The organism is Pedobacter sp. BMA (genome assembly GCF_001027745.1).
GTDB lineage: Bacteria > Bacteroidota > Bacteroidia > Sphingobacteriales > Sphingobacteriaceae > Pedobacter.
This window is the reverse complement of the sequence record NZ_LECU01000001.1, coordinates 41,163-66,677: the sequence shown is the minus strand read 5'-3', so window position 1 is coordinate 66,677 and position 25,515 is coordinate 41,163. Positions and strand designations below refer to the sequence as shown.

17 protein-coding genes, 1 tRNA gene and 1 pseudogene are annotated in these 25,515 nt (G+C 42.7%); 11 read left to right on the top strand and 8 right to left on the bottom strand.

Annotated elements, in window-relative coordinates:
* Positions 1–8: 8 nt before the first annotated feature.
* A complete protein-coding gene (locus AB669_RS00280; protein WP_047797296.1) occupies positions 9–830 on the bottom strand; it encodes a universal stress protein in 822 nt (273 codons plus the stop codon).
* A 24-nt stretch (positions 831–854) separates the two neighbouring features.
* The gene (locus AB669_RS00275; protein WP_047797295.1) at positions 855–2,273 is read right to left on the bottom strand and encodes an inorganic phosphate transporter; all 1,419 of its coding nucleotides are present in this window, start codon (positions 2,271–2,273) and stop codon (positions 855–857) included.
* A gap of 171 nt (positions 2,274–2,444) precedes the next feature.
* On the opposite strand from AB669_RS00275, the gene AB669_RS00270 reads away from it, so the two are divergent.
* Entirely contained in the window at positions 2,445–3,011 is a 567-nt protein-coding gene (locus tag AB669_RS00270) for a Crp/Fnr family transcriptional regulator (RefSeq protein ID WP_047797294.1), read from the top strand.
* Between the two features lie 73 nt (positions 3,012–3,084).
* Here the strand turns inward: AB669_RS00270 and AB669_RS00265 are convergent, their stop codons facing one another.
* Positions 3,085–3,756 carry a type 1 glutamine amidotransferase domain-containing protein gene (locus AB669_RS00265; RefSeq protein ID WP_047797293.1) on the bottom strand — a complete coding sequence of 224 codons (672 nt, stop codon included), beginning with the start codon at positions 3,754–3,756 and terminating at the stop codon, positions 3,085–3,087.
* A gap of 11 nt (positions 3,757–3,767) precedes the next feature.
* Positions 3,768–4,058 carry a putative quinol monooxygenase gene (locus AB669_RS00260; protein ID WP_047797292.1) on the bottom strand — a complete coding sequence of 97 codons (291 nt, stop codon included), beginning with the start codon at positions 4,056–4,058 and terminating at the stop codon, positions 3,768–3,770.
* Positions 4,059–4,325: 267 nt separating this feature from the next.
* Between AB669_RS00260 and AB669_RS22515 the strand changes: the two are divergent.
* The 3 genes and pseudogenes from AB669_RS22515 to AB669_RS00245 all read left to right on the top strand — a co-directional run bounded on the left by AB669_RS22515 (position 4,326) and on the right by AB669_RS00245 (position 6,402).
* Positions 4,326–5,065: pseudogene (locus tag AB669_RS22515) on the top strand (SDR family oxidoreductase).
* Positions 5,066–5,106: 41 nt separating this feature from the next.
* Positions 5,107–6,024 (top strand): AraC family transcriptional regulator, encoded by a 918-nt coding sequence (locus AB669_RS00250; RefSeq protein WP_047797291.1) that lies wholly within the window; start codon positions 5,107–5,109, stop codon positions 6,022–6,024.
* Between the two features lie 39 nt (positions 6,025–6,063).
* On the top strand, positions 6,064–6,402 hold the full coding sequence (locus AB669_RS00245; RefSeq protein ID WP_047797290.1) for a nuclear transport factor 2 family protein: 339 nt from the start codon (positions 6,064–6,066) through the stop codon (positions 6,400–6,402).
* On the opposite strand, the gene AB669_RS00240 is transcribed toward AB669_RS00245, so the two are convergent.
* On the bottom strand, positions 6,399–10,472 hold the full coding sequence (locus tag AB669_RS00240) for a hybrid sensor histidine kinase/response regulator transcription factor (RefSeq protein ID WP_047797289.1): 4,074 nt from the start codon (positions 10,470–10,472) through the stop codon (positions 6,399–6,401). The genes AB669_RS00245 and AB669_RS00240 overlap by 4 nt on opposite strands.
* Before the next feature lie 175 nt (positions 10,473–10,647).
* Here AB669_RS00240 and AB669_RS00235 point away from each other — a divergent pair, with 175 nt between their 5' ends.
* The 6 genes from AB669_RS00235 to AB669_RS00210 all read left to right on the top strand — a co-directional run bounded on the left by AB669_RS00235 (position 10,648) and on the right by AB669_RS00210 (position 22,568).
* Positions 10,648–13,632, top strand: a complete 2,985-nt coding sequence (locus tag AB669_RS00235) for a TonB-dependent receptor (RefSeq protein WP_047797288.1) — start codon at positions 10,648–10,650, stop codon at positions 13,630–13,632.
* Between the two features lies 1 nt (position 13,633).
* Positions 13,634–15,268: a RagB/SusD family nutrient uptake outer membrane protein gene (locus AB669_RS00230; protein WP_231582602.1), complete on the top strand. Its 1,635-nt coding sequence runs from the start codon at positions 13,634–13,636 to the stop codon at positions 15,266–15,268.
* 87 nt (positions 15,269–15,355) lie between these two features.
* Positions 15,356–16,471 carry a SusE domain-containing protein gene (locus AB669_RS00225; protein WP_231582595.1) on the top strand — a complete coding sequence of 372 codons (1,116 nt, stop codon included), beginning with the start codon at positions 15,356–15,358 and terminating at the stop codon, positions 16,469–16,471.
* A gap of 7 nt (positions 16,472–16,478) precedes the next feature.
* Complete coding sequence (locus AB669_RS00220; protein WP_047797668.1) at positions 16,479–17,537, top strand: glycosyl hydrolase 53 family protein; 1,059 nt, start codon at positions 16,479–16,481, stop codon at positions 17,535–17,537.
* Positions 17,538–17,598: 61 nt separating this feature from the next.
* Complete coding sequence (locus AB669_RS00215) at positions 17,599–20,130, top strand: membrane or secreted protein (RefSeq protein ID WP_047797667.1); 2,532 nt, start codon at positions 17,599–17,601, stop codon at positions 20,128–20,130.
* Positions 20,131–20,138: 8 nt separating this feature from the next.
* Entirely contained in the window at positions 20,139–22,568 is a 2,430-nt protein-coding gene (locus tag AB669_RS00210; protein ID WP_047797286.1) for a DUF4982 domain-containing protein, read from the top strand.
* Positions 22,569–22,821: 253 nt separating this feature from the next.
* Here AB669_RS00210 and AB669_RS00205 read toward each other — a convergent pair whose 3' ends face one another.
* The 3 genes from AB669_RS00205 to rnhA all read right to left on the bottom strand — a co-directional run bounded on the left by AB669_RS00205 (position 22,822) and on the right by rnhA (position 25,077).
* Positions 22,822–23,559: an SDR family NAD(P)-dependent oxidoreductase gene (locus AB669_RS00205; RefSeq protein WP_047797285.1), complete on the bottom strand. Its 738-nt coding sequence runs from the start codon at positions 23,557–23,559 to the stop codon at positions 22,822–22,824.
* A gap of 62 nt (positions 23,560–23,621) precedes the next feature.
* Complete coding sequence (locus AB669_RS00200; RefSeq protein ID WP_047797284.1) at positions 23,622–24,500, bottom strand: AraC family transcriptional regulator; 879 nt, start codon at positions 24,498–24,500, stop codon at positions 23,622–23,624.
* A 112-nt stretch (positions 24,501–24,612) separates the two neighbouring features.
* A complete protein-coding gene (rnhA, locus tag AB669_RS00195; RefSeq protein WP_047797283.1) occupies positions 24,613–25,077 on the bottom strand; it encodes a ribonuclease HI in 465 nt (154 codons plus the stop codon).
* Positions 25,078–25,253: 176 nt separating this feature from the next.
* Here rnhA and AB669_RS00190 point away from each other — a divergent pair.
* A tRNA-His gene (locus AB669_RS00190) sits at positions 25,254–25,327 on the top strand.
* The last annotated feature ends 188 nt before the right edge of the window (positions 25,328–25,515 follow it).

Below are 25,515 nucleotides of genomic sequence, written 5' to 3'. Positions count from 1 at the left end.
TGCTCACACTAATCATGCAGTACCAATATCGCCTTTACAGATTTGTTTAGAACCTTATTTACTGTACTGGTGGTGAACAGCCTGTAAATAATGTTGTGATGATGTTTTACCAGACATAAAATGTCGGTATGGTTCTGCTCAATAAAATCCATAATACCGTTAGGGGCACTGTTGTGCCGGATATAATTGAAGTCAATTTGGGTGTGTGGTAGGAGTCTCCGGATGCTGTGCTCACCGGTTTGTATGTGTTGCTCGTCAGATTTTTCTGCTACATAAAGCACCTGCATTCTTTTGCTGCCCGAAGCCTTAAGCATTTCGTTAAGCGCAACCAAATCTTTGTTTGATAGCCTGGTTTCGTAGTCGGTTGCAAGTGTAATCACTGGTTCGGAAGGAAAAACACTTTCTATCGGCACAATTAGGGTTGGTATTCTCATTTTCGAAACCACCATACTGGCATTACTTCCAACAATGCCGGCAATACCTGTGGCGCCGGTTATACCCATAATTAGCAATTCTACCGGATTCGATTTCGTATATTCAAGAATAACCGATCTCAGGAAACCCACCTCACAGCTTGTGGATATATTAATCTCTGTGAGCTCTTGTTCTTCACGGATCAGGTTTGCCCAAGCCTCGAGCGCATTCCGTTTATTCCGGTAATAAGATTCGATAAATATGGCATTGTAAGTGCTATTGTTGATCCCTTCGGTTGGATGTATGGCGTGAATAGCGGCAACCTCCATTTTCAATACCTTAGCCATCGATAAGGCATAGGTAAACGCATTGGCTGCACTTTTTGAAAAATCTGTAGCAACAAGTATTTGTTTCATGGGAAGTTTTTGTTAAAAATCAGGTTAGATAAAAAGGTGGAACAGCATAAACAACAAGATAGCAAGAATGATGGATACCGGGAGTGTAAGTACCCAGGCGAGGCCAATATTCTTCAAGGTATTATTGTTAAGGTTTTTTCTTCCTCCAGAAGCAACCATTGCCCCCGCGATACCACTTGAAAGGACATGAGTAGTACTCACAGGCAAACCGAAGGCCGTACTTAGTCCGATGGTTGAAGCTGCTACAATTTCTGAAGTTGCCCCCTGGGCATAATTCAGGTGTTCATTGCCAATTTTTTCGCCAATGGTTACTACAATTCTTTTCCAACCGATCATGGTACCAAGGCCAAGTGAGATGGAAATGGTGAGGATTACCCATAATGGTGCAAAATCCACAAGCTTCGAAAGCTCATCTTTATTGCTGCTGAGGTTCCGGTGATCTTCTGCAGAAATAACAAGCGATTTGTCGTCTTCAACTATTTTGATTGCAGCTATTACGGCTTCAATCTGTTTTCTGAACTTATAGGTGTTTTCTTTATCTGTCTCGCTCTTCAACAAGAGATGTTTTTTCGTTTGTTCTATCTTAGAAGTGAAATCGGCGACATTAACAGATTTACCATGATTTAGAACGGATATTTTCTGGATAATCTGTTCAGTGCTGTTCAAATCACGCATCACCTTATCCTGTTGAATGTGGTGATTTACGGCGAACCTGGCCGGCAGGAAAGCAATCAGGATGAGCATTAAAAGACCAACACCCTTCTGCCCGTCGTTACTGCCATGGAAAAAGCTCACCAATGTACAGGTGGTAATCAATAAACCTCTAATCAGCAATGGTGGACGATCATGTTCGCCATGAGGAATGTGAAAAAGCGCATGGTATTTGACGATGTGCTTTAAAAAATACATCAGTAAAACAGCGAGTCCGAATCCGATGACCGGTGAAAGGATGAGTGATAGTCCAATTTCTTCCGCTTTTCCCCAATTCACGCCCTTGCCACCATAATACCAGGTGAAGGCCAGTCCGGCACCAATCATTGCACCGATCATGGTATGGGAGCTGGAACAGGGAATGCCCAGATACCAGGTACCGAGGTTCCAGGCGATAGAGGCCAGCAAGACAGCCAGTACCATGCTAGCCCCGACACCTACGGGCAGGTTCATTAGCGCATCAAGTGGTACGAGTTTCAGAATGCCCATCGCAACAGCGATACCACCAGTGAAAACGCCCATGAAATTCCAAAAGCCCGACCAGGGAATAGCAATGACAGGTTTCAGTGCTTTGGTATAAATCACTGTAGCAACAGCATTGGCGGTATCGTGAAATCCGTTTACAAACTCGAAGCCAACTACAGCCAGCAGGCAAACTAAAAAAATAATGGTAAGCGGAATACTTAGATGGGTTTCGCCGATAAAGGGTAGCACTACATTAGCTGGATGCATATAAAATGTGGAATCGTTAAATAGAAGAATTGCGACTCAATCAAATAACCGCATAAATCAGTTCACTTTCCGAATACAACCTGTTAAGTTATTGTTAAGTTTTTTCGTCAAATTGCAATTGGGTACAGCTCCCCTGAATTCGCTATCTTTGTCCATCAGAACCCTTACTATATGTCTTCACAGGATATTTTGAAAAATCACCTTAACAAAACCATTAAGCTTACTGATGTAGAGTTTGACTACTTTTATTCGCACTTTAAACCGCTGTCGTTTAAAAAAGGCCAGACAATTATCAACGTTGGCGACAGGGTGGATTGTGAGTATTTTGTATTAGATGGGTGTTTGAAGACCTTTTACATTAATGATGATCAGAAAATGTTTATCCTGCAGTTTGCGATGGAAACATGGTGGGCCTCGGATTACAATGCTTTATATAATGGAGAGGCTGCAACAGTGAACCTTGATTGTGTTACTGATGCGCGGGTATTATGCCTAACCAGTGAGGATAGAGAGAAGATGTGCAAAGAAATTTACCCTTTGGAATATTTCTTTCGATGGCGTTCCAATAGAGGTTACGTAGCCTCGCAGAAAAGATTGTTATCGTTCATGAATAACGATGCCAAAACCCGTTATGAAGAGCTACTGGCCATGTACCCGCAACTTTATAATATTGTCCCTAAACAACTGATTGCAGCCTACCTTGGCGTATCGAGGGAAACACTAAGCCGGTTATATTAAACGCTGCCGATTGCAGGTAAAGGCTGTATCATTTTTGATTTAGTGATACAGCCTTTTTATCTGGTGACGAATATTATGCTTCTAAAATTTCAATTACCTTTAGCGCTGTACCACGTGCAGATGCCGGATTTTGACCGGTAACCAGATTTCCATCTGCAATGCTGTTATCCGACCATGGGCTTGCCGCATGAAACCTGCCACCTTGTTCAGTAAGCGCACTTTCCAGGAGGAACGGAACATCTTCTTTTGCATAGTGATTTTCTTCTTTATCGGTAAAAGAGGTGATGTTTTTGTCCTTTACCAGATAGGTGCCATCGCTAAGTGTTACATTTAACAATGAAACCGGCCCGTGACATACTGCGCCAACTACGGCGCCTCTTTCGTAGGTTTCTGCAATCACTTTTTTCAACAGCGCATCTTCGGGCATGTCTACCATCGGAGCTAAACCACCAGGAACAAAAATCGCATCATAAATACTGGCATCTACATCCGCAAGTTTGGTGTTGTGCTGCATTTTTTCCCAGCCGCCTTTCTGCAGGAATCGCGCATTCGATTCTTCGTCTTTTGCCTCCATATTATCAAGAGCTGGTACCGCACCGGTGATGCTGGCAAAGTCGATCTGGTAACCGGCGTCATCAAATGCTACATAGGGGTGGGCTACTTCATCAAGAAATACACCTGTTTTTCTGTTTTTTGGTCCAATTACCTTTGCATTGGAAACAATAATTAATATTCTTTTTGACATGATATTTTGAGTTAGAAAAGTTTTTTTAAGATGTTTACCTCGCGGACTTCCAGATGTGGAATAATCTTTTGAAATACGATTTGCTGATAGTGATCTGAGCTTTTATGCAACTCTACAGCATCACTATCTACATAGCGCTCGTGCAGGATGAGTTCGTTATTGTTTTCTGCAGACTGGTAGATATGGTAAGAAATATTACCTGGCTCGTTTCTGGTTTTTTCAACCAGTTCTTCCAACAGGTTTAAAATTGCCGGAGTTTCGCTCTCTTTGATTCTCCATTTTACGATGAGTTCTTTTTCCATTTTATTTTTCTTTTAATATTGAATTTCTACAGTTGTTTTGACGGCATACACAGCAATGAATCCCTGCGAGGTGCCTTCGTTTTGTTGACAGTTCAAAAGTGAGGCTTATAGAAAAGAAAAGCAGGTGATGTAGGTCACATTCAAAAATGTTGCTGACGAATGTGACATAAGTCACACCCGCTCAAAATGGATACACCTTCCGTGGGTCTGGATACAGTTTATGTTTTATACTGCCCCATCTTTGGGCGATACAAAAAACATAAAACAATGAACAATATTTCAGGAAAAGTAATCATCATTACAGGCGCCAGCAGTGGGATTGGTTTAGCCACAGCAAAATTATTGGCTGCTCATGGCGCGATTTTGAGCCTTGCAGCCAGACGTAAAGATAAACTGGACATACTGGTTTCGGAAATCACTGAAGCGGGAGGCAAAGCAATTGCTTTTGCAGCAGATGTAAGCAAAAGAGAAGAAGTGGGTGCTTTGGCTCAGGCCACGCTAAATGCCTTCGGAAAGATAGATGTTTTGTTTAATAACGCGGGGGTAATGCCACTATCGCTTTTAGAAAACCTGCATTATCAGGAATGGGAACAAATGATTGACGTGAATATTAAAGGTGTGCTCTACGGTATCGGCGCAGTATTGCCACATTTCAAAGCGCAAAACAGTGGACACTTTATTAATGTATCTTCTGTGGCGGTCATCTGGTAGCACCGTCGAGTGCCGTATATTCGGGAACGAAGTTTGCCGTAAGGGCCATTAGCGAAGGCTTGCGCCAGGAAGTCAAACCTTATAACATCCGTACCAGTATCATCTCTCCAGGAGTTACAGAATCTGAACTAACGCATACCATAACCGATGAAAAAGTAAAACCGATGATTGGCCAGCTTGCAGAGGTTGCTATTGCTGCAGAAAACATCGCAAGGGCTGTAGCTTATGTCATCGATCAGCCTGAAAATGTGGATGTAAGTGAGATGATCATCAGACCTACTGCCCAACAAATGTAGGATAAGCGGAAAATATTTATTTAAATTTGTAGCATTACCTTATGAAAAAGTCCATCCATACCCCCTTAGTATTTCACTCCATCGCAGCGATGAATAGTGCGCTGGGTCTGGCCGAACCTAAGCATCCGCTCATTTGCCTGAATGAATACAAGGATATCTCTGTTGATGTAACGGAATTTACACGGGGCATTATGATGGACTTTTATAAGATTTCCTACAAAGAGCCTTCGAGTGGACGGATCAGATATGGACAGGATCACTATGATCTGAATAATGGTGGACTGTCTTTTCTTTCACCCCGCCAGCTCGTTGCAGAGGCAGACGGTGCCCTGGATTGCTCTGGTATGACCTTATTGATTCATCCTGACTTTCTAAAAGGTTATTCGCTGGCTGCCAACATTAAAAAATATGGTTTTTTCTCCTACGGAACCAATGAATCGCTTCAGTTAACCGCGCAGGAGCGGGAAATGATTTTTACGCTTTTCAGGCAGATTGAAAACGAGCTCAATCAGCGGCTGGACCATTTCAGTCAGGATGTAATGATCAGTCAGATTGAACTGTTGCTAAACTACAGCAACCGTTTTTATAACCGCCAGTTTTTATTTAGAAAAGTAGAACACCATACCCTGCTCGAAAAAATGGACCTGCTGTTGGAAGAGCACTTCAATTTTGGAACTACTTTAGGGCAAGGATTGCCAACGGTGCAGGATCTGGCAGAAAAGTTGAATGTATCTCCCAACTACCTGAGCGACCTGCTAAGGGAACTCACCGGTATGAATGCACAACAACACATTCACCAGAAACTGATCGACAAGGCCAAGGAAATTCTCAGTACAACCAATCTTTCAGTGAGCCAGATTGCCTATCAACTCGGGTTTGAATACCCTCAGTCGTTCAACAAACTGTTCAAGAATAAAACCAACCTTTCTCCGCTCGAATTCAGGCATTCTTTTAATTAACCCAAGTTCCGCTAAAAGGAACTATTAAGTACATTCAACATGAATATCACACATTTTATCAGTGAGTGGATTGCTGCAGGCAATTCTTTTGATACCGACAGGTATCTTGAATTTTATTTACCTGATGCCATTCTGGATGATCCCTCGGTAGGCAGGGTTTTCCGTGGACGAAAGGAAATCCAATCATACTTTGACAGCTATTTCATCGGCTATCAAACCCAAACCAGACAGGTGAATCTCACCGTCGCTGGTAATACTGCACACCTGGAAGTTGTATTTAAAGGGAGCTTCGCTGAACAGGAAATAGGCGGGACTTTTGATTTTGTGTTTGAAAATGGTAAAATAGCTACCGTGGAAGCTAATCTTATTCACGACTAAGATACTTTTTTCTTTATCGCCTGCAGGTACGCTGTTGGCGTTTGCCCGAATTCCTTCTTGAAGGCTTTTGTGAAATAAGACTGGGTTTGTATGCCGATGCGGTACATCACTTCAGTCATTAATACATCTTCCGTCTTCATAATTTCTACGGCTTTCCTTAGCCTGGCCGACCGTACAAATTCACCTATCGACTGTCCGGTAATGGTTTTGATTTTCTGATACAGCTTGGTTCGGCTCATGCCGATTTCCCTGCAAAGGTAATCGATGTCCATTTCCGGATTAATCATCTGCTCTTCAATGATGGCGAGTAGCTTCGACATGAAAACCTTATCTTTTTCTGAATGGACAAGTTCCTGAGGTGCTGTTTCCTTGTTATTCAGGTAATGGTCTTTTAGTTTCTCGCGTTGCGCCAGAATGTTTTTTACCGTAATGAGTAACAAATCTATGTTGATGGGTTTGGTGAAATAAAGGTCTGCACCCGATGATGCCCCTTCAATTTCCGCTTCAACGCTATTTTTAGCTGTAAGCATGAGAAAGGGGATATGACTGGTATTGATATCATCTTTGAGCAATCTGCAAAACTCAGTACCGTTCATGCCTGGCATCATTACATCACTTATGATGAGGTTTGGCATTTCCGCCCGTGCCTGAATCAATCCGGCTTCACCATCGCTGGCTTCGATAATCCTGTAAAAGGGATTCAATGTCTCTGTCAAAAACGTCCGGAGTTCTTCGTTATCATCTACAATCAGTATTGATACATCCACATTTTCTAAATTTTGTGGAATAGATGCGGTTTGCGAAGCTTTTTCCAGTTGATAGGTAATGCTTTCCAAACGGGTACCTCCGGGCGCATGATTCGGATTAAATTGCTCGGCTAGCGTATAATCTCCTTTATTTGCCGGAATACCGATGATAATCTCCGTACCCTTATTTCTTTCACTTGATACCTGGATTATACCTTTATGTAAAAGTGTCAGGCTTTTTACAAAGGCTAAGCCAACCCCTGAACCCAGGTGGCTTTCAGTGATGCGGTAGTAACGTTCGAACAAATGCCCGATCGATTCTTTTGATATGCCAATCCCGCTATCTATTACCCTGAAGTACACGTATGACTGGCCAACATAATTGCTTTTGATGCTCAGCTGATTCTCGAAGGCTGGCGCTATGCCATTTAATGAATGGAGTATCTGAAGTTTCAGTGTTCCCCCTGTTTGGGTATATTTTATGGAATTGTTGATGAGGTTCAGGATAATCTTTTCGATAACCTGCCTGTCAAACCAAACCTCAGCAGGGATGCTGACTTTTTCTACCTCAAATGTGATCTGTTTTTCCATGGCCATCTCCGAAAATTCTTCCGCCACTTCATCGATAAACAAATTGAGGTTACCGTCAATCACGTTGAGTTTAAGGGCACCTGTTGCGGCCTTTCTAAAGTCCATCAACTCGTTAATTAGCCGAAGCAGGCGGTTTGCATTGCGGTGGATGGTATTGTAATAATTCACAAAGGATTCGCTGGTATCTTCCCTGAGCAGACGTTCTATCGGTCCGAGGATTAACGAAAGCGGTGTACGGAATTCGTGCGAAATATTAGTGAAAAACTGTAACTGCGTCTGGTGGATTTCCTCACGTTTCTCTTCCTCAATTTTTCTCAATTCTAATCGCCTCTTGAAGCTCAGTGCAGCATAGGCAATGTAGGCTGCAAGTGAAATGGCAATAAGTCTGAACCACCATGAGGACCAGAAAGGGGGCGCGATAACAATCCTGATGGTTTTGCCGGCTTCATTCCAGACATGGTCGTTATTTGATGCCTTCACCCGAAAAGTATAAGTGCCCGGATCGAGGTTGGTATAGAAAGCCTGAGTCAGGTTTCCAATATTAATCCAGTCCTTATCTTCACCCTCCAGTTTATAGGCATAATTGTTATTTTCACTCGATACATAGTTTAGCGCTGCAAAACGTAAAGAAATAGATGCCTGATCGTAGTCGAGCTCAATCTCATCGGTAAAGCTGATATCGTGGTCTAAAACACTTTCCGGTGCATTGGGGATAATTTTCTGGTTGAAAATCCGGAATTCGGTGATAAAAACCGGAGGGACAAATTTATTAGTTGCTATATCAGAGGGGAAAAAGGTATTAAATCCGTTCACGCCGCCGAAGAAGATTTCACCTTTTCTGGTCTGCAGGTAAGCGTTAGCTTCGAATTCGAGGCCTTGCAGGCCATCGCCGGTATTGTATTTTTTGTAAGTCTGCTTTTGGGGATTAAATTGCGTTAAGCCTTTTGAAGTGGATATCCAGAAGTTTCCCAGCCTGTCTTCTGCAATTCCTTTGATAAATTCTGTTCCCAAACCCGCTTTTGTGGTATAGAGGTCGAACTTGTTTGTGGCCTTATTTAAACGGTACAATCCGGTTTGTCCAACCCATACCGTTCCTTTCCGGTCGATAAAAATAACCCTGAGGTCGGGTAGTTTTCCAGTTAAAAAATAATGTGTTATTAGCTGTGTGCGAAGGTTATAGCAGTTCAAACCTCCGTCATCAGTGCCTATCCAAAGGTTTTTATCCAGGTCTTCGGCTATAGAAACCACATTGTTTCCATTGATTTTGCCGCCGTTTTTTCCGTTAGTGATGCGCCTGAACTGCCTGGTTTGCGGGTCGAACAGATTTAATCCACCATAGTAAGTGCCTATCCAGATTTGATGTTCGCTGTCTTCAAAGGTTTTCTGCACATAATCGGAAGAAATAGAATTCGGATTGCTGCTGTGGGTAAAACGGGTAAAAGACCCGTCACTGTTCATGAGGTTTAAGCCACCGGCCCAGGTGCCTACAAGGATGTTGCCATTGCTGGTTTGGGTAACATCAAGTACGGCATCGGCACCAATACTTTTCTGATCAAAAGGATTGTACCGGTGATGCCTGAAAGTGTTTGTACCTGGCTGGTAAATATCAAGACCTCCGCCATCTGTACCAATGTAGATGTTGCCCTGTCTATCTTCGCAGAAAGCTTTTACGTCGTTATAGCTTAAACTATTTTTATACGGTTCCTGGCGAAAAAGCCTGAATTTTTCTGCCTTTGGACTGTAGAGGTTCACGCCACCACGGTGCGTACCAATCCACAGATTTTCCTGCCGGTCTGCAAATAGGGCAGAGACAGTTCGTTGCGAAAGGCTGGAAATATTCCCAGGCTCATTCTCGTAATGCCGGAACGTTTCTGTAGCGGGATTGAAAAGATCCAGGCCTCCGTTAATTCCGCCCAGCCATAAACGCTGATGTTGGTCAAAAGCAATCGCTCTCACCAGATCACTGGCAATACTGTTCTTGTTTTTATCCTGATGCTGATAAATTTTGATGCTGCCTGTAGTTAACTGATAACGGATCAGTCCGCTTTCTTCTGTCGCAAACCAATAATCGCCACCAGGCGATCTTTTAATACTCCGGATAGCATATTTGTCTAAACCGGCAATTGCCTTAGCCCTTTTGGTTTTCAGGTTGAGGATTTGAATGCCCTGATCGGTTGCCATCCAGATATTGCCAAGTCCATCGTTAAACAGATCGTTAATGAAATCTTTTTTGCTGAGCTGGCCGGCAGTGTGATATGTAAACGGTGCAAGACTTTGTGTTTGCTGATCAACAATATTCAGTCCGCCGCCGTAGGTGCTTACAAAAATGCTCTTCCCAATCTCCAGGATAGCGGTGACACTATTTTTATTGCTTTTTGTTTTATAAGTAATAAAGTTATTCTGTCCGGCATTAAACCTGTTCAATCCGTCTGATGTTCCAACCCATAGGTTACGGTGCTGATCTTCGGAGAAGCACCTGATGAAGTTGTCGCTTAGCGAATTTCTGGATTTATCGTTTTTAAAAACCGTGAGCTGATTCCCGTCATATTTGTTTAAACCATCCCGGGTTCCAAACCACATAAATCCACGGTAATCCTGAAAGATGCATTCAACGGTACTGTTCGATAAACCGTCTTCCACACTGATGTGGCTAAACTTTAAATTCTGGGCAAAAGCATGTCCTGCAGAAAATACAATCAGAAAAAATAAGAGGTTTTTGGCTAGTGAAGTCATCAGGTTTTTCTGGACGTTAAAGTTAAGGTTTTATTTCAGTAATAGGCGAAAAATGCTTTAAATGATCGCTTTAACGCATATTATGTTCGATAGCACAAAATAAAAGAACGATAGCACAAATGGAAAATGGAGAATTAGACTTGATTTGTAGCTACTAATTCTAACCATATTTTCTATGCACATTTTTACATCTTTTCTCAGGAGTAACAAGCGGATTTTAATGCTTTTACTCATGATTTTTACCCACGGATATCTATTTGCACAGCAGGCTACCATTAGCGGGATTGTGAAAACCGCTCCTGATAATCTGGGAATGCCGGGTGTGAGTGTTCGTTTAAAGGGTACTACAATTGCCACTTCTACGGATGCCAACGGTAAGTTTACCATCAGGATTCCGGCGAAGGCTGGTGTACTGGAATTTTCTTCTATTGGTTTTAAAACACAGGAAATTGCAGTATCAACCACCACAACATTTACAGTAACCTTATCAGAAGACGCTGCTACACTAAATGATGTGGTTGTTGTGGGTTATGGTACAACCAGAAAGCAAGACCTGACGGGTTCTGTAGCAGTAGTAAGTGTAAAAGATTTTCAGAAGGGAAGCATCAGTACGCCCGAACAAATGTTATCGGGTAAAGTATCAGGGGTGGCCATCACATCCAATAGCGGACAGCCGGGCAGCGGTAGTACTATCCGTATTCGCGGAGGTTCATCGCTAAATGCGAGTAACGATCCTTTATTTGTAATCGATGGCGTACCATTGGAAAACGGTGGCGTATCCGGCGCATCAAACCCCTTAAGTTTTATCAATCCAAATGATATTGAAACTTTTACTGTATTGAAGGATGCTTCAGCAGCGGCAATTTACGGTGCCAGAGCTGCCAACGGCGTAATTATCATCACAACCAAAAAAGGTTTAGGCGATGCACTGAAAGTAAGCTTTAATTCTGTGAACTCGGTTTCCACTTTAACTAAACAGCTTGATGTTTTAAGCGCAGATGAGATCCGTTCGATTGTAAATTCAAAAGGTACAGCAGCACAGAAGGCCCAGCTTGGAACCTTTAATACCAACTGGCAGGATCTGATTTATCAGGATGGTTTTTCTACCGATAATAACATCAGCATCAGCGGGGGGATAAAAAAACTACCTTACCGTTTATCTGTTGGTTATCAAGACCAGACTGGCGTGTTAAGGACTGATCAGCTGCAGAAAACTTCTGCAGCCATTGTATTTAATCCCAGGTTCTTTGATAATCACCTGAAGCTGGATGTAAATTTGAAGGGCAGTATGCAAAAGACACGTTTTGCAAATACTTCGGCCATCGGCGGAGCAGTGAGTTTCGATCCTACACAGGCCACTTATACCAACCGTGCTGATTATAACGGCTATTGGGAATGGCTGGATCCCAGCACCCCAACAGGATTGGTGAATCTGGTTGGCCGGAATCCGGTGGGTTTACTGGAACAACGTGAAGACAGGGCAAAGCCGATGCGCAGTATTGGCAATATCCAGCTGGATTATAAATTCCACTTCCTGCCTGAATTGCATGCCAACCTGAATGTTGCTTACGATGTGGCATCAGGGAAGGGTACCGTTTACGTAGATCCAAATGCTGCGGAATCTATCTTAAGCAACGGCGTTAGTAATCAATACAAACAAAACCGGAAAAATACCGTACTCGATTTTTACCTGAATTATGTTAAAGAATTTAAATCTATCAAAAGCAGAGTAGACGCAACTGCAGGTTACTCTTATAATGACTATTTAACTACGCAATATTATTTCCCGAGCTTTGATGCTTACGGAAACAAGGTGATCAATTCAGATCCGGCCTTTGCTTTCAATAAGCCGCAATACAGATTAATATCTTACTTCGGAAGATTAAATTACAGTTATGACGAGCGTTTCTTACTCACCGGAACCATTCGGAGAGATGGTTCATCACGTTTTGGTCCGGCCTATAAATATGGCGTATTTCCATCGGTAGCATTAGCCTGGACGGTAAAGAACGAATCCTTTTTGAAAGATATTAAAACCATTTCTACTATGAAATTGCGTGCCAGTTATGGTATTACCGGGCAGCAGGATGGCATTGGCAACTACAGCTATATGTCTACCTATGGTTTAAGTTCATTAAATGCACAATATCAGTTTGGAAATACCTTTTATCAGATGTACCGACCAAGTGCCTATATCTCTAATATTAAATGGGAAGAAACAGCAACCCTGAACATTGGTTTAGACTTTGGATTGATGGATAACCGCATTACGGGTAGTGTAGACTTCTATAAAAAGAAAACCAGCGATTTGCTGAACCTGATCCCACAGCCAGCAGGTACCAACTTTGCTGCCAATGCCATTGTAAATGTTGGTGATATGGAGAACAAAGGGGTAGAGCTGACCTTAGGTTTTAATCCGGTGAGGGAAAATGATTTCAACTGGGATTTTAGCTTTAATGCTACCTATAATAAAAATACGATTACTAACCTTACTGTGGTTCCTAACGATCCTAATTATGCTGGTTTTCCAAGCGGCACCATTGCCGGTGGGATAGGCGGACAAAATGCTTTCATAAATGCTGTTGGCGGTCCGAAAAGTACCTTCAACCTGTTCGAACAAGTTTATGATCAGAACGGAAATCCGGTTGAAGGGGTTTATGTAGACCAGAATGGCGATGGGGTGATTAATGAAAACGATTTCAAGAAGGGTAAACAAGCCGATCCGAAATTATTTCTGGGTTTCAGTAATAACCTGAGCTATAAAAAATGGAATTTATCATTCACGCTAAGGGCTAATCTGGGCAACTATGTTTACAATAACAATTATAGTCAGAGTGGTAACCTGAATCAGATTCTGGGCACCTCGGTTATTCTAAATGCCTCACCAAATTACCTGACTACAAACTTTAAAGCACAGCAGTTACTGAGTGATTACTATGTGCAGAATGCCTCATTCTTAAGGATGGATAATGTTAACCTTGGCTATGCTTTCGGCAAGATTTTGAAAACCAAAGCCAACCTGCAACTCACAGCGAGCGTACAAAACGTATTTGTAATTACCAAATATCAGGGACTGGATCCTGAGGTAGCATCCGGCGTAGATAACAACATCTATCCCCGTCCACGTACTTTCTCTTTGGGCTTAAATGTTAATTTTTAAGATGATGAACAGCTTTAACAATAAATATATGCAACCACGTGTTTTACAACTATTCATGCTGCTTTGCACAGCCGCAGTTTTAAACAGCTCGTGCAATAAACTGGATCTGGTACCTACCAATGACCTCACTGCCGATAAGGTGTACACATCAGCGGCGGGTTATAAACAAGCCCTGGCAAAAGTTTATGGTGCTTTTGCACTTACCGGAAACGCTTCTGTAGGGCAGGCGGATATTCCTGCAGAAATAATTAAAGATGAAGGAAACTCTGATTTTCTCCGTTTATACTGGAATTTACAGGAGCTGACCACCGATGAGGCCGTTTGGTCGTGGCAGAATGATGCAGGTATCCAGGGTTTGCACGAACTCACCTGGGGTTCAATCAATTCAATCATTAACGGATTATATTACCGATCCTTTTTTCAGATTACGCTTTGTAACGACTTTATCAATCAGTCATCGGATGATAATTTAAGTAAAAGAGGGATTGTGGGTGCTGATGCCGATCAGGTGCGCCGTTTCAGGGCTGAAGCCCGTTTCATCAGGGCATATCAGTATGCCGTGCTGATGGACATTTATGGTAACCCGCCCATGGTAACTGAAACCACTGAAATTGGTGGCAAGGATTTGCCAAAACAAATTGCCAGGAAAGATTTGTTCAGCTATGTTGAATCAGAACTGAAGGCTATTGAAAATGATTTGGCTGCACCCAAGGCTAACGAATATGGCCGGGCCGACCGCGCGGCATCCTGGGCTTTACTTTCACGCATCTATTTAAATGCCGAAGTGTACACCGGAACAGCAAGGTACACAGATGCAATTACTTACTGCAATAAAATTACGGCTGCAGGTTATACCCTGCATGGCAATTACCGTGAGTTAACCATTGCTGATAATCATCTGAATACAGACGAGAATATATTCACCATTAATTACGATGGTACCAGCACACAGAACTATGGAGGTACAACCTATCTGATGCATGGGCCTGCAGGTGTTCCTGCTGATGTTTCCGGTTCAAGCGGTAACTGGGGTGGGTTAAGAATTACGCAGCAGTTTGTAAACCTGTTCGCCGATAAAACCGGTGCAACTGATACCCGTGCACAGTTTTATATGTCGGGACAAAACCTGGAGGTAAATGATTTATATGTATCAGCAGATGGTTATTCAAGTACAAAATTCAGGAACAAAACCCGTTCTGGCGGACCCGCTCCGCATCAGGATGTAGCGAAGGATTTCTCTGATATCGATTTTCCTTTGTTTCGCCTTGGTGAAACCTATCTCACTTATGCAGAAGCCGTTCTGCGCGGGGGTGCCGGCGGTAGTTTAGCCACCGCCCTGGATTATGTAAACAGGTTACGTACCCGTGCTTATAATGGCAGTACGGCAGGTAACATCAACGCAACAGCCTTAACAATAGATTTTATTCTTGATGAGCGCGGACGTGAACTGTGGTATGAAGCTACCCGCAGAACCGATTTAATCCGCTTTGGTAAATTTTCTAAAGCGGCTTATTTATGGGCCTGGAAAGGCGGTGTAAAAGGAGGAACAGCTGTAAACAGTAAATACAATCTGTTTCCCTTGCCACCGACAGATTTGTCCGCTAATCCAAACTTACGTCAGAATACTGGTTATTAATCTTTTGCAGGATAAGCTGCCCTGATCACATCATCAGGATATGAAGACGAGGGCAGCTTCATCATTCATGAACATAAAATTAAAACGATGAAAAAAATATTCCTCACCATTATATATAGTTTTCTTTTGATTGGCCTTTTCCAGGCCTGTAAAAAAGAGGCCAGTACAAATGTAATTAATCCTCCTGCTGTAGGTTCGCTGTCTTTTAAAAGCTCTGCAACCAATGTAGTTTTATCGGTAGCTACAGATGCTACCAATGTCGTTACCTTTAGTTTCAATGCTGCAAATTTTGGTGCAACCGTGGTGCCAACCTACTCGCTCGAATTTGACTTGCCTGGAGATACAACTGGTGCAAACGCCTGGGCAAATGCGGTATCGGTGAAACTTCCGGCCGGAACACTGACGAAAGCATACACTGGTGCAGATTTCAACTCCCTTCTGGCTAACCAGCTGATGTTACCTACAGGTGCGGCAAGCACCCTCGCAGTTCGGTTAAAAGCTGAGGTTAACCAGAATACTGGTGTTGCATCTGCCATTAAGCCGGTTTTTGCTACCTTAACATTAAGTGTAAACCCTTATAAAGCAATCATCGAGTATCCGGCATTAATCGTTAAAGGCGGTAACTCATGGAAAACACCAGCGAGCAGATCGAACGGATTTGTACTCACTTCAGCTAAGTTCAATAATAAATACGAAGGGTATTTGAACCTACCCAATGCCGATGGTTACGGAGGTGATGCCTTTCAGCTGGTATCTTCACTTGATGCCACAAAAGTTTATGGCTGGGGCGGAACAGCCACTACCATGAGTTTAACCGGAGGTAATTTATACCTGACGCCGGCACCCGCTTACATGAAGGTGAATGCTGATGTAACGGCCATGACCATTAGCTATATACCGGTTAAATTTTATATCTCGGGCGATGATAACGGCTGGAGTACATCTGCAACGCCATTAGTGTACAATGCAACTACCATGAAATGGGTAGCTGCAAATGTAGCGCTTACCGCAGGTAAAACTTTTGTATTTACCGCTAACGGTGGTTACGACATCAGTTATAAACTTGATGCATCAGGTGCTCTGGTTTTTGCAGGAGCACCAAACTGGGGCGGTATTAATATACCAGTAGCTAAAACAGGAGTATTTACGGTGACTTTAGATTTAAGTGCCGGTGATGGAAATTATACGTATTCGGTTAAATAAGGAAACAATGTTAAAGAACATAAAATTAAACCGCACAAAATGGCTCGCAGTTGTTTTGTTACTTATTATTGCAGGGGCGGCCTGTAAGAAATCAGTTAAGGGCGAAACACAGATTTATCCTTTACCGGATCCGGCTGGTACTTATGCCTTGGGTGCAGATGTGAGCTGGTTAACAGAAATGGAAGCAAACGGGAAAAAATTCTACAATGCTGCAGGAGAGCAGCAGGACTTACTCCGTATTTTAAAAGATAAAGGGATCAATACCATTCGTTTGCGCGTTTGGGTAAATCCGGCATCAGGCTATTGCAATACCGCTGATGTACTGGCGAAAGCAAAAAGGGCACAGGCTGCCAATATGCGCCTATTGATTGATTTTCACTACAGCGATTCATGGGCCGATCCTGCGCAGCAGAACAAACCTGCGGCCTGGGTAAACCAGGATTTTGCTACATTAAAAACCTCGGTTTATAACCATACGGTAGAAGTATTGACTGTTTTAAAAACCAACAAAGTAGTTCCTGAATGGGTACAGGTAGGGAATGAAACCAATAACGGCATGCTTTGGAATGATGGAAAGGCTTCGGTAAATATGAAGAATTTTGCCGACCTGGTACTATCAGGTTATAATGGCGTGAAAGCAGTAAATCCGTCCACTAAAGTAGTGGTGCATATTTCCAATGGTTATGATAATAGTTTATTCAGGTGGATTTTCGATGGATTAAAAAATAATGGTGCTAAATGGGACGTGATTGGCATGTCGATGTATCCATTGGCTACCGACTGGTCGGCTAAGAACACACAATGTTTAACCAATATGACGGATATGGTATCCCGTTACGGTTCGGAAGTTATGATCTGCGAACTGGGTATGCCGGTATCAGAAGCGGTGGCGTGTAAAGCTTTTATCAAAGATCTGATTGCCAAAAATAAATCATTGCCGAATAATAAAGGGTTAGGGGTTTTCTACTGGGAACCACAATCATACAATAGCTGGAGTGGTTACAAGCTTGGTGCTTTTGATGATTCGGGTAAACCGACAGTTGCTATGGATGGCTTTTTGCCTTAATATCAAGTAGAATAAAAAAAATGATTTAGCTTAAAGGCTTTTATATTCGTTTATGGAATTAATGAAGAAAATTTCCGTGGTTTTGTTTTTTGCGTGCTTGTGCCTTACAGTTAATGCACAAAACAGACAAAGCATTTATGTGGATGCAAAAGGCGTAATCAGATGGGAAAAAGATGATAAGGAAGCCGCATTTTTCGGTACCAACTATACCGCACCTTTTGCTTATGGTTACAGGGCAATACTAAAGACAGGAAAAACGGCAGAACAGGCTATACACGACGATGTTTATCACTTTTCGAGGTTGGGCTTTGATGCTTTTCGTGTGCATGTGTGGGACCAGGAGATAGCTGATCTAAATGGTAACCTGCTCAATAATGAGCATTTACGCCTGTTTGATTTTCTGATTGCAGAATTAAAAAAACGCCATATCAAAACACTGGTAACGCCAATTGCCTTTTGGGGAAATGGTTATCCGGAAAAAGATGAAGCTACAGGTAGTTTTTCGAATGTATTTGGTAAGCAAAGGGCACTGACAGATGAGGCTGCTTTTAAAGCGCAGGAGAATTACCTAAAACAGTTTTTCAAGCATAAAAATCCCTATACCGGCTTAACCTATCAGCAGGATACAGATATTCTGGCCGCTGAGGTGAATAATGAACCTCAGCATAGTGGCCCGAAAACACTGGCAACAGAATATGTAAACCGTATGGTGGCTGCAATAAAAAGTTCAGGCTGGACTAAACCCATCTTCTATAATATCAGTGAATCGCCATGGTATGCTGATGCCATTGTGAAGGCTAACGTTCAGGGACATAGTTTTCAATGGTATCCAACCGGGCTGGTTGCCGGGCATACCTTGCAGGGGAACTATCTCCCTAATGTAGCCTCTTATAAAATACCATTCGACACGATTCCGGCTTTCAACAGTCGCGCTAAGGTTGTTTATGAATTCGATGCCGGTGATGTAATGGCTCCTGTAATGTATCCTGCTATGGCGCGAAGTTTCAGAACGGCAGGCTTTCAATGGGCTACACAGTTTGCCTACGATCCGCTGGCCACGGCTTATGCCAATACCGAATATCAAACCCATTATTTAAACCTTGCCTATACGCCTTCTAAAGCAATCAGCATGCTGATTGCCTCAAATGTATTTCACCAGCATCAGCGCCTGGCTGGTGCCGAAAACCCGAATGCCTTTGGGCCCTTTAAAATAGATTATAAAAAAGGATTGAGCGAAATGAATAGTCCAAATGCATTTTACTATTCGAATAGCACAACTTCGATTCCGGTTCAGTTAAAAACCTTGCAGCATATCGCTGGTGTAGGAAGCTCGCCGGTAGTTCATTATCAGGGGAGGGGTGCTTACTTTCTGGACCAGATTGAACCAGGGGTATGGCGCCTTGAAGTGATGCCTGATGCTATTCAGGTGAAAGATCCTTTTGAAAAAGCTTCGCCCGCTAAAGCCGTAACCTTAATCAACTGGGTTAAGGTTCCAATGGAAATCAATTTGCCTGATCTGGGAAATGGGTTTATGATCAATGGTTTAAATGCCCTTAATACGGTGAAGTTCGATGCAGAAGGAAGTCATTTTAATATTGCACCGGGAACATATTTGCTTACCAGAAAAGTCTTGAACACTAAGTTAAATGCCCAAACTGTTTATGGAAATATCCGTTTGGGTGAGTTTGTGGCGCCTGAGTCGTCCGTAAATACCATTGTGGTTAAACATCAGCCTTTCAGTACTTTGACCGAACAGCATGCTTTTGTAATTGATGCCGAAATTGCTGGCTTGACTAAGGGTGATTCAGCTTTTGTTCAGTTAAATGCTGCGGGTCGCTGGAAAAAGATTCCTTTGGAGAACAAAACACCTTACCATTACTCCGCTGAAGTACCGGCTGTGCTGGTGAAGAATGGATTGCTTAAATACCAGATTATCGTCCGTCAGGCCAGTGGTGAATACTTCAGTTTTCCGGGAAATGTAAAGGGTGACCCAGCTGCCTGGGACCGCCTGGAGTCTCCGGAATACCAATCTTATGTTGCAGCTTCATCTGCACACCTGGAAATTTTCAATGCCGCAAATGACGGGAAGCAAATCAATATTTACAATGCCGACTGGCAAAATAATAAGGTAGACTATAGCACCAACGAAAACCCTGCCATATTAAATCTGGGGCTGGCAATGAATAAACCCAAAGCCGGACAATTGATGGGTTTTCAAACTTTTTTTGCCGATAAAATGGCAGGAAGGGCAACAGAACTGGATCAGTTTAAGACGCTTGTTATGAAAATAAAATCGAACACGGATGGTACAAAAGTGAAGATTGGTTTGATTGACAGCGATGCGCAATTTTTCTCTGCCGAAATCCAGACCTCAGATAACTTCCAGTTAATAGAAGTTCCATTAAACCAGCTGAAGTCCGACCATCAGCTATTGTTACCCAGGCCTTATCCGGGTTTTCAGCCGCTTTATTACCAGGGCGCAAACCAGTCGCCTTTTAAGTTAGGCAATGCCGAAAAACTGGAGCTTACCTTTGGCTATACTTCAGGTGACTTGCCACTTAGTATTGTTGTTGAATCCATTTATCTCAAATAATTATCTTCATGTATCAGTTTAAAAAAACGTTCCTTTTACTTGTCGTTGCCTGTAGTGCTTATGTAAATGCCGTTGCCCAAAGGAAAGAAATTTTGCTGGAAACCGGCTGGAAGTTTTCAAAAGGCGCTTTCCCGGATGCCTCAAAGTCAGACTTTAATGATACCCGCTGGGAAAATGTATCGGTTCCTCACGACTGGGCCATTAGTGGCCCGTTTGATAAGGAAATCGACAAACAGGTTACAGCCATTACCCAGAATGGGGAAACCCACCCGACAGAAAAAACCGGCAGGACCGGAGCACTTCCTTATGTTGGTGAAGGCTGGTACAGAAAGAAACTGGAGATGCCGGCGATAAAACCGAATCAGAAAGTACTATTGCAGATTGATGGCGCCATGAGTGAACCCCGGGTTTACCTGAACGGAAAACTAATAGGGCAGTGGAATTATGGCTATAACTATTTCTATTTAGATATTACGAAAGACATTAATGCGAAAGGGAACCAACTGGCTATACAGCTAAAAAACAAGGCTAAATCATCAAGGTGGTATCCCGGGGCAGGTTTGTACCGCAACGTTCACCTGATTATTAAGGATGAAAAAAGTATTGATCAGTGGGGTATAACCGTCACTACACCAGTTGCAAAAAAAGAATTTGCGAAGGTAAACATCAAAACAAAGTTATCGGATGCCAGGTTGCACCTGGTTACGCAGATACTGGATGCAACCGGAAAACAGGTAGCTATTGATACGGCCAGATCGGTTTTCGGAAATGAAGCTGATCAGAACATTCAGTTGAGCAACCCCAATCTCTGGAGCCCGGAAATGCCTTATTTGTATACTGCAGTGTCGAGCGTTTATGAGGGGAACGCACTAAAAGATGTAGTGAAAACTAAGTTCGGCGTACGGGAAATTAGCTACAGTGCGGCCAAAGGTTTTACTCTTAACGGACAGGTGAGAAAGTTTAAGGGGGTTTGTCTGCATCACGACCTCGGACCTTTAGGTACGGCAATCAATACTGCTGCATTGAGAAGACAACTCACCATACTCAAAGAAATGGGTTGCGATGCCATCAGAAGTTCGCACAATATGCCTTCGCCCGAACAACTGGAGCTTTGTGATGAAATGGGTTTTATGTTTCTTGCCGAAAGTTTTGATGAGTGGGCAAAGGCGAAAGTGGAAAATGGCTACCATTTATATTTTAACACCGATGCTGAAAAAGACATCGTAAACCTGGTAAAGGCAACGAAAAACCATCCCTGTATTGTGATGTGGAGTTCGGGTAACGAAGTTCCAGATCAGTTTGGTGCTGAGGGTGTAAAAAGGGCTAAATGGTTGCAGGAAATTTTCCACCGCGAAGATCCAACCCGTCCGGTAACGGTGGGGATGGATCAGGTGAAGGCGACCATGCAATCGGGCTTTGGTGCTTTACTGGATATTCCGGGTTTAAACTATCGTGTGCGTTTATACGACGAAGCTAATAAAGCTTTTCCACAGGGATTTATTCTGGGCTCAGAAACGGCATCAACGGTAAGTTCGAGAGGAATTTATAAATTTCCGGTTGTAAAAGGTTTTGACAAAAAGTATTCTGATTTGCAGTCCTCCTCCTATGATATGGAATATTGCAGCTGGTCTAACCTGCCCGACGATGATTTTGTGATGCAGGACGACAAACCCTGGGTAATCGGGGAGTTCGTTTGGACAGGCTTTGATTATCTGGGAGAACCTACTCCTTATGATGAAAGCTGGCCTTCGCGAAGTTCCTATTTTGGTATTTCTGATCTTGCCGGTTTACCGAAAGATAGATATTATTTGTACAGAAGCCGCTGGAACAAAGAAGAACCGACATTACACCTTTTGCCGCATTGGAATTGGGAGGGCAGGGAAGGACAAACCACACCTGTATTTGTGTATACGAGTTATAACAGTGCCGAACTATTTCTGAATGGTAAAAGTTTGGGGATTAGAAAAAAAGATAAGTCTTCGCCACAGAACAGATACCGACTGATGTGGATGGACGTTAAATATGAACCGGGAACATTGAAGGTAGTGGCACTGGATGAAAATGGCAAAGCGGTAAAGGAAGAACAGATTGTTACCGCAGGGAAACCTTATCAGATTAAGTTATCTGCAGACCGGGTGCGTATCGATGCAGATGGCAAAGACCTGTGTTACGTAACGGTTTCGGTTACCGATCAAAATGGCAATCCATGTCCGACGGCAACTGATGCTTTAAAGTTTGAAGTAAAAGGGGCTGGACATTTCAAAGCGGTTTGCAATGGCGATGCCACATCATTAGAATCTTTTGTTGAACCCACAATGAAGTTGTTTAGTGGTAAACTGGTGGTGACCATGCAGGCTGATCAAAAGGCCGGAGCAATTGAATTAAATGTGAAGGGGAAGAACCTTAAGACCGGAACAATTAAAATTGAAGCCAGATAACAGGCGTTTTTCCCTCTGAATCATCTTTGGTTGCCGGTAGCAGCAGGGGTTTGCCAGTAGTTTCCCGGCACCGTCGCAGGTAACAGCTGGGATACTGCAAGGAACAAGAAAGGAACCAGATGGGAACATGCTAGGATAAAAGGCCTATAAAAGTGCCGGCGTAATGCCTGCAAGCCCATTTTTGGGTGCTTTTATCCTAGCCAAATGCTCCAATCACAGTTTTTGTATATCAAATGCTATTAATTTTGGCACTTTACCAGGGACAGTTTGCCGGTTCAGGAAAGTATTCTTCGCTAAAATATTTACCTGTTGGCCCATCCTGGCCTATAAGTGCATATTTGGCGATGCGCTGACCTGCCTGCTCAGGTGTGCTGGTACCCTGCTGATTGGTGAAGTCGGTTTGGGTGTATCCCGGACATACAGCATTCACTTTGAACCTGGTATCACGAAGCTCAAAAGCTAAATTGATGGTGTACATGTTGAGTGCTGATTTGGAAGATTGGTAGATCACATATCTTTTTGGAAAATTGTTTCCAAATATGTCTGCAGCCATTGTGAGCGAAGCCATGGCTGTACTCACATTCACAATTCTCGGTTCAGGGGATTTTTGCATCAAGTCGATAAAGGCTTCGGTTACCCTGACTACGCCAAAAACATTTGTATTGAACACTGTTTGGTAAGCTGAAACTTCCGAGCTTAGTGCAGATTGCTCAAAAGGACCGGAGATACCGGCGTTATTAATAAGCACATCCAAAGTTGCTATCTTCTGTCCAAGTGTTTCACGGGCTGTCTGGACTGATTGTTCATCTGTAACATCAATTAAAAGTGCTCCAATATTTTGAAATCCTGCACTTTTAAGTCGTTGTTCGGCTGATCGTCCGTTTTCTAATGTACGGCATCCCAGGTAAACGAAATAACCATTTTGTGCCAGTATTTTTGCTGTTTCGAAGCCTATTCCTTTATTTGCTCCTGTTATTAATGCTGTTTTCATGTCTATAAAAATTATACAGCAAAGATATGACTGGTGAAAAGGGGGCGTGAGGACGAATCTCTTTAGTTGCGGGACGAATCTCGTTCAGCGAGGTAGCGTGTGATGCTTTTGCCTGTATTGCGCCTGAACACGCGGGAGAAATATCCGGGATCGGTAAAACCAAGTTCATAGGCCAGTTCTTTAACCGATGGGTTAGAGTACTCCAGTTTCCGCTGCGCTTCCAGTATCAGTCGGTTAGTGATCCATTCTTTTGGGGAAAGCCCGGTATGTTCTTTGATAATGCTGTATAGCGTACTGGAATGGAGGGACAGCTGTTCTGCGATGGCCTTAATATCCTGATGATTGCTCAGATTGTCTTCCACCCTAAGCCTGAATTCCTGGTATTTGGATAGTTTAAAGTTGGTTTCTATTTCCTGTTTCGGGTTCTGCTCAAAATAGGCATGATTAAATTCAACCATCAGGGTATGAAGATGTGCCAGTATCACCTCTACCTTCTGTTGCTTTCCTGGACTGTGAAGAAGCTGGAAAAGCCCTTTTAACAGGTTTCTTATGCGTTGTCGTGAGGCCTCATCAAATGATATGGAATGGATATTTGTGGTGTTGGCAAGGAAGGGATAAGATCCCGGTAAGAGCGATAGGGTATGTTCATCGAATGATAAGGCATATTGCTGATTGCTTTTATCGTAGGGGAGCTTGGTAAAGATCTGATTAGGTAAACCAAAAACCAGGTCGCCATCTCCTGCGCCAAACTCAGTTAAATCCGTTTTAAATGTAGATTTTCCTTCGTCAATGTATTGGAAATAATAGAAGGAAAGCTTGTGGGGTTTGGACAAAATTTCCATCACCTCCTGGGGCAGGGAGATTTTACAGTTTTCATTTAGTGCAACAGCTACCTTATCGTGGTGTCTGATTTTTTCCAGTAAGCCTATTGTGCTCTCCATAATGTTGGTTTAACCCTGGGGTTTTATTCACATGCAAAATAGCAACAAAATTATAAATGGCCTGATTTGGAATTTGGAATTATACGATAAAATGACTGAGGTTGCTGATCTTTTACAACAATTTGCGCTCTGCTTCAAAAGCGGTATCTATGGCTTGTTCGGCTTTGTTTTGCGATGCCGCAACAGCTAAACGGTCGCACCTTTCATTCTCGGGATGGTCATTATGTCCTTTGATCCAAACAAACTTTACCTGATGTAGTTTATAGAGCTGTAAAAAGCGGATCCAAAGGTCTTTGTTCTTTTTATCCTTGAAGTTTTTGGTCTGCCATCCGAATACCCATTTCTTTTCTACGGCATCGACTACATATTTAGAATCTGAAAATACAGTAACCTGCTGGTTGAGGCTTTTCAATGCTTCAAGACCTTTAATTACTGCCAGCAACTCCATACGGTTATTCGTGGTCATTCTGAAACCACCACTCAGTTCCTTATAATGTTGTCCGGCCCTTAAAATGGTGCCATAACCACCTGGTCCGGGGTTTCCACTGGCTGCTCCGTCTGTATAAATTTCGATCATAAACGCCGTAAAGGTATGTTTTTGGCATTAAAATCGGTTAGGATCTCCGTACCAGAAAAAATATTTTCATTTCAAACTATTGAATTTTAGCATATTAAAAAATTGTTACCAAATCTTTGAAAAAAATATTTGGAGGAAATAGTAAAAATCGTACTTTTGTGACACTAAAAAACACGGTGGCTGTAGCTCAGTTGGTTAGAGTATTGGTTTGTGGTGCCGAGGGTCGTGGGTTCGAGCCCCATCAGCCACCCAGAAGTTTTAAAGGTTCATTTCGAAAAGATTTGAACCTTTTTTTGTTTTCGACTATTTGTTTCAATGAGAAGGTGCTGAGAGGTTTCAATATTTCTTTCGAAACAAGAGGGGAAAACATCAAGCCATAATTTGAACACAACTGCCTTTTCATAATTTAAAAACGATGCCAGTGAGAAACTCATATTC

Excerpts from the sequence above, each read along its gene's own strand:
- AB669_RS00280 (WP_047797296.1), bottom strand. The coding sequence starts at position 830 with ATGAAACAAATACTTGTTGCTACAGATTTTTCAAAAAGTGCAGCCAAT.
- AB669_RS00275 (WP_047797295.1), bottom strand. The coding sequence starts at position 2,273 with ATGCATCCAGCTAATGTAGTGCTACCCTTTATCGGCGAAACCCATCTA.
- AB669_RS00270 (WP_047797294.1), top strand. The coding sequence starts at position 2,445 with ATGTCTTCACAGGATATTTTGAAAAATCACCTTAACAAAACCATTAAG.
- AB669_RS00265 (WP_047797293.1), bottom strand. The coding sequence starts at position 3,756 with ATGTCAAAAAGAATATTAATTATTGTTTCCAATGCAAAGGTAATTGGA.
- AB669_RS00260 (WP_047797292.1), bottom strand. The coding sequence starts at position 4,058 with ATGGAAAAAGAACTCATCGTAAAATGGAGAATCAAAGAGAGCGAAACT.
- AB669_RS00250 (WP_047797291.1), top strand. The coding sequence starts at position 5,107 with ATGAAAAAGTCCATCCATACCCCCTTAGTATTTCACTCCATCGCAGCG.
- AB669_RS00245 (WP_047797290.1), top strand. The coding sequence starts at position 6,064 with ATGAATATCACACATTTTATCAGTGAGTGGATTGCTGCAGGCAATTCT.
- AB669_RS00240 (WP_047797289.1), bottom strand. The coding sequence starts at position 10,472 with ATGACTTCACTAGCCAAAAACCTCTTATTTTTTCTGATTGTATTTTCT.
- AB669_RS00235 (WP_047797288.1), top strand. The coding sequence starts at position 10,648 with ATGCACATTTTTACATCTTTTCTCAGGAGTAACAAGCGGATTTTAATG.
- AB669_RS00230 (WP_231582602.1), top strand. The coding sequence starts at position 13,634 with ATGATGAACAGCTTTAACAATAAATATATGCAACCACGTGTTTTACAA.
- AB669_RS00225 (WP_231582595.1), top strand. The coding sequence starts at position 15,356 with ATGAAAAAAATATTCCTCACCATTATATATAGTTTTCTTTTGATTGGC.
- AB669_RS00220 (WP_047797668.1), top strand. The coding sequence starts at position 16,479 with ATGTTAAAGAACATAAAATTAAACCGCACAAAATGGCTCGCAGTTGTT.
- AB669_RS00215 (WP_047797667.1), top strand. The coding sequence starts at position 17,599 with ATGAAGAAAATTTCCGTGGTTTTGTTTTTTGCGTGCTTGTGCCTTACA.
- AB669_RS00210 (WP_047797286.1), top strand. The coding sequence starts at position 20,139 with ATGTATCAGTTTAAAAAAACGTTCCTTTTACTTGTCGTTGCCTGTAGT.
- AB669_RS00205 (WP_047797285.1), bottom strand. The coding sequence starts at position 23,559 with ATGAAAACAGCATTAATAACAGGAGCAAATAAAGGAATAGGCTTCGAA.
- AB669_RS00200 (WP_047797284.1), bottom strand. The coding sequence starts at position 24,500 with ATGGAGAGCACAATAGGCTTACTGGAAAAAATCAGACACCACGATAAG.
- rnhA (WP_047797283.1), bottom strand. The coding sequence starts at position 25,077 with ATGATCGAAATTTATACAGACGGAGCAGCCAGTGGAAACCCCGGACCA.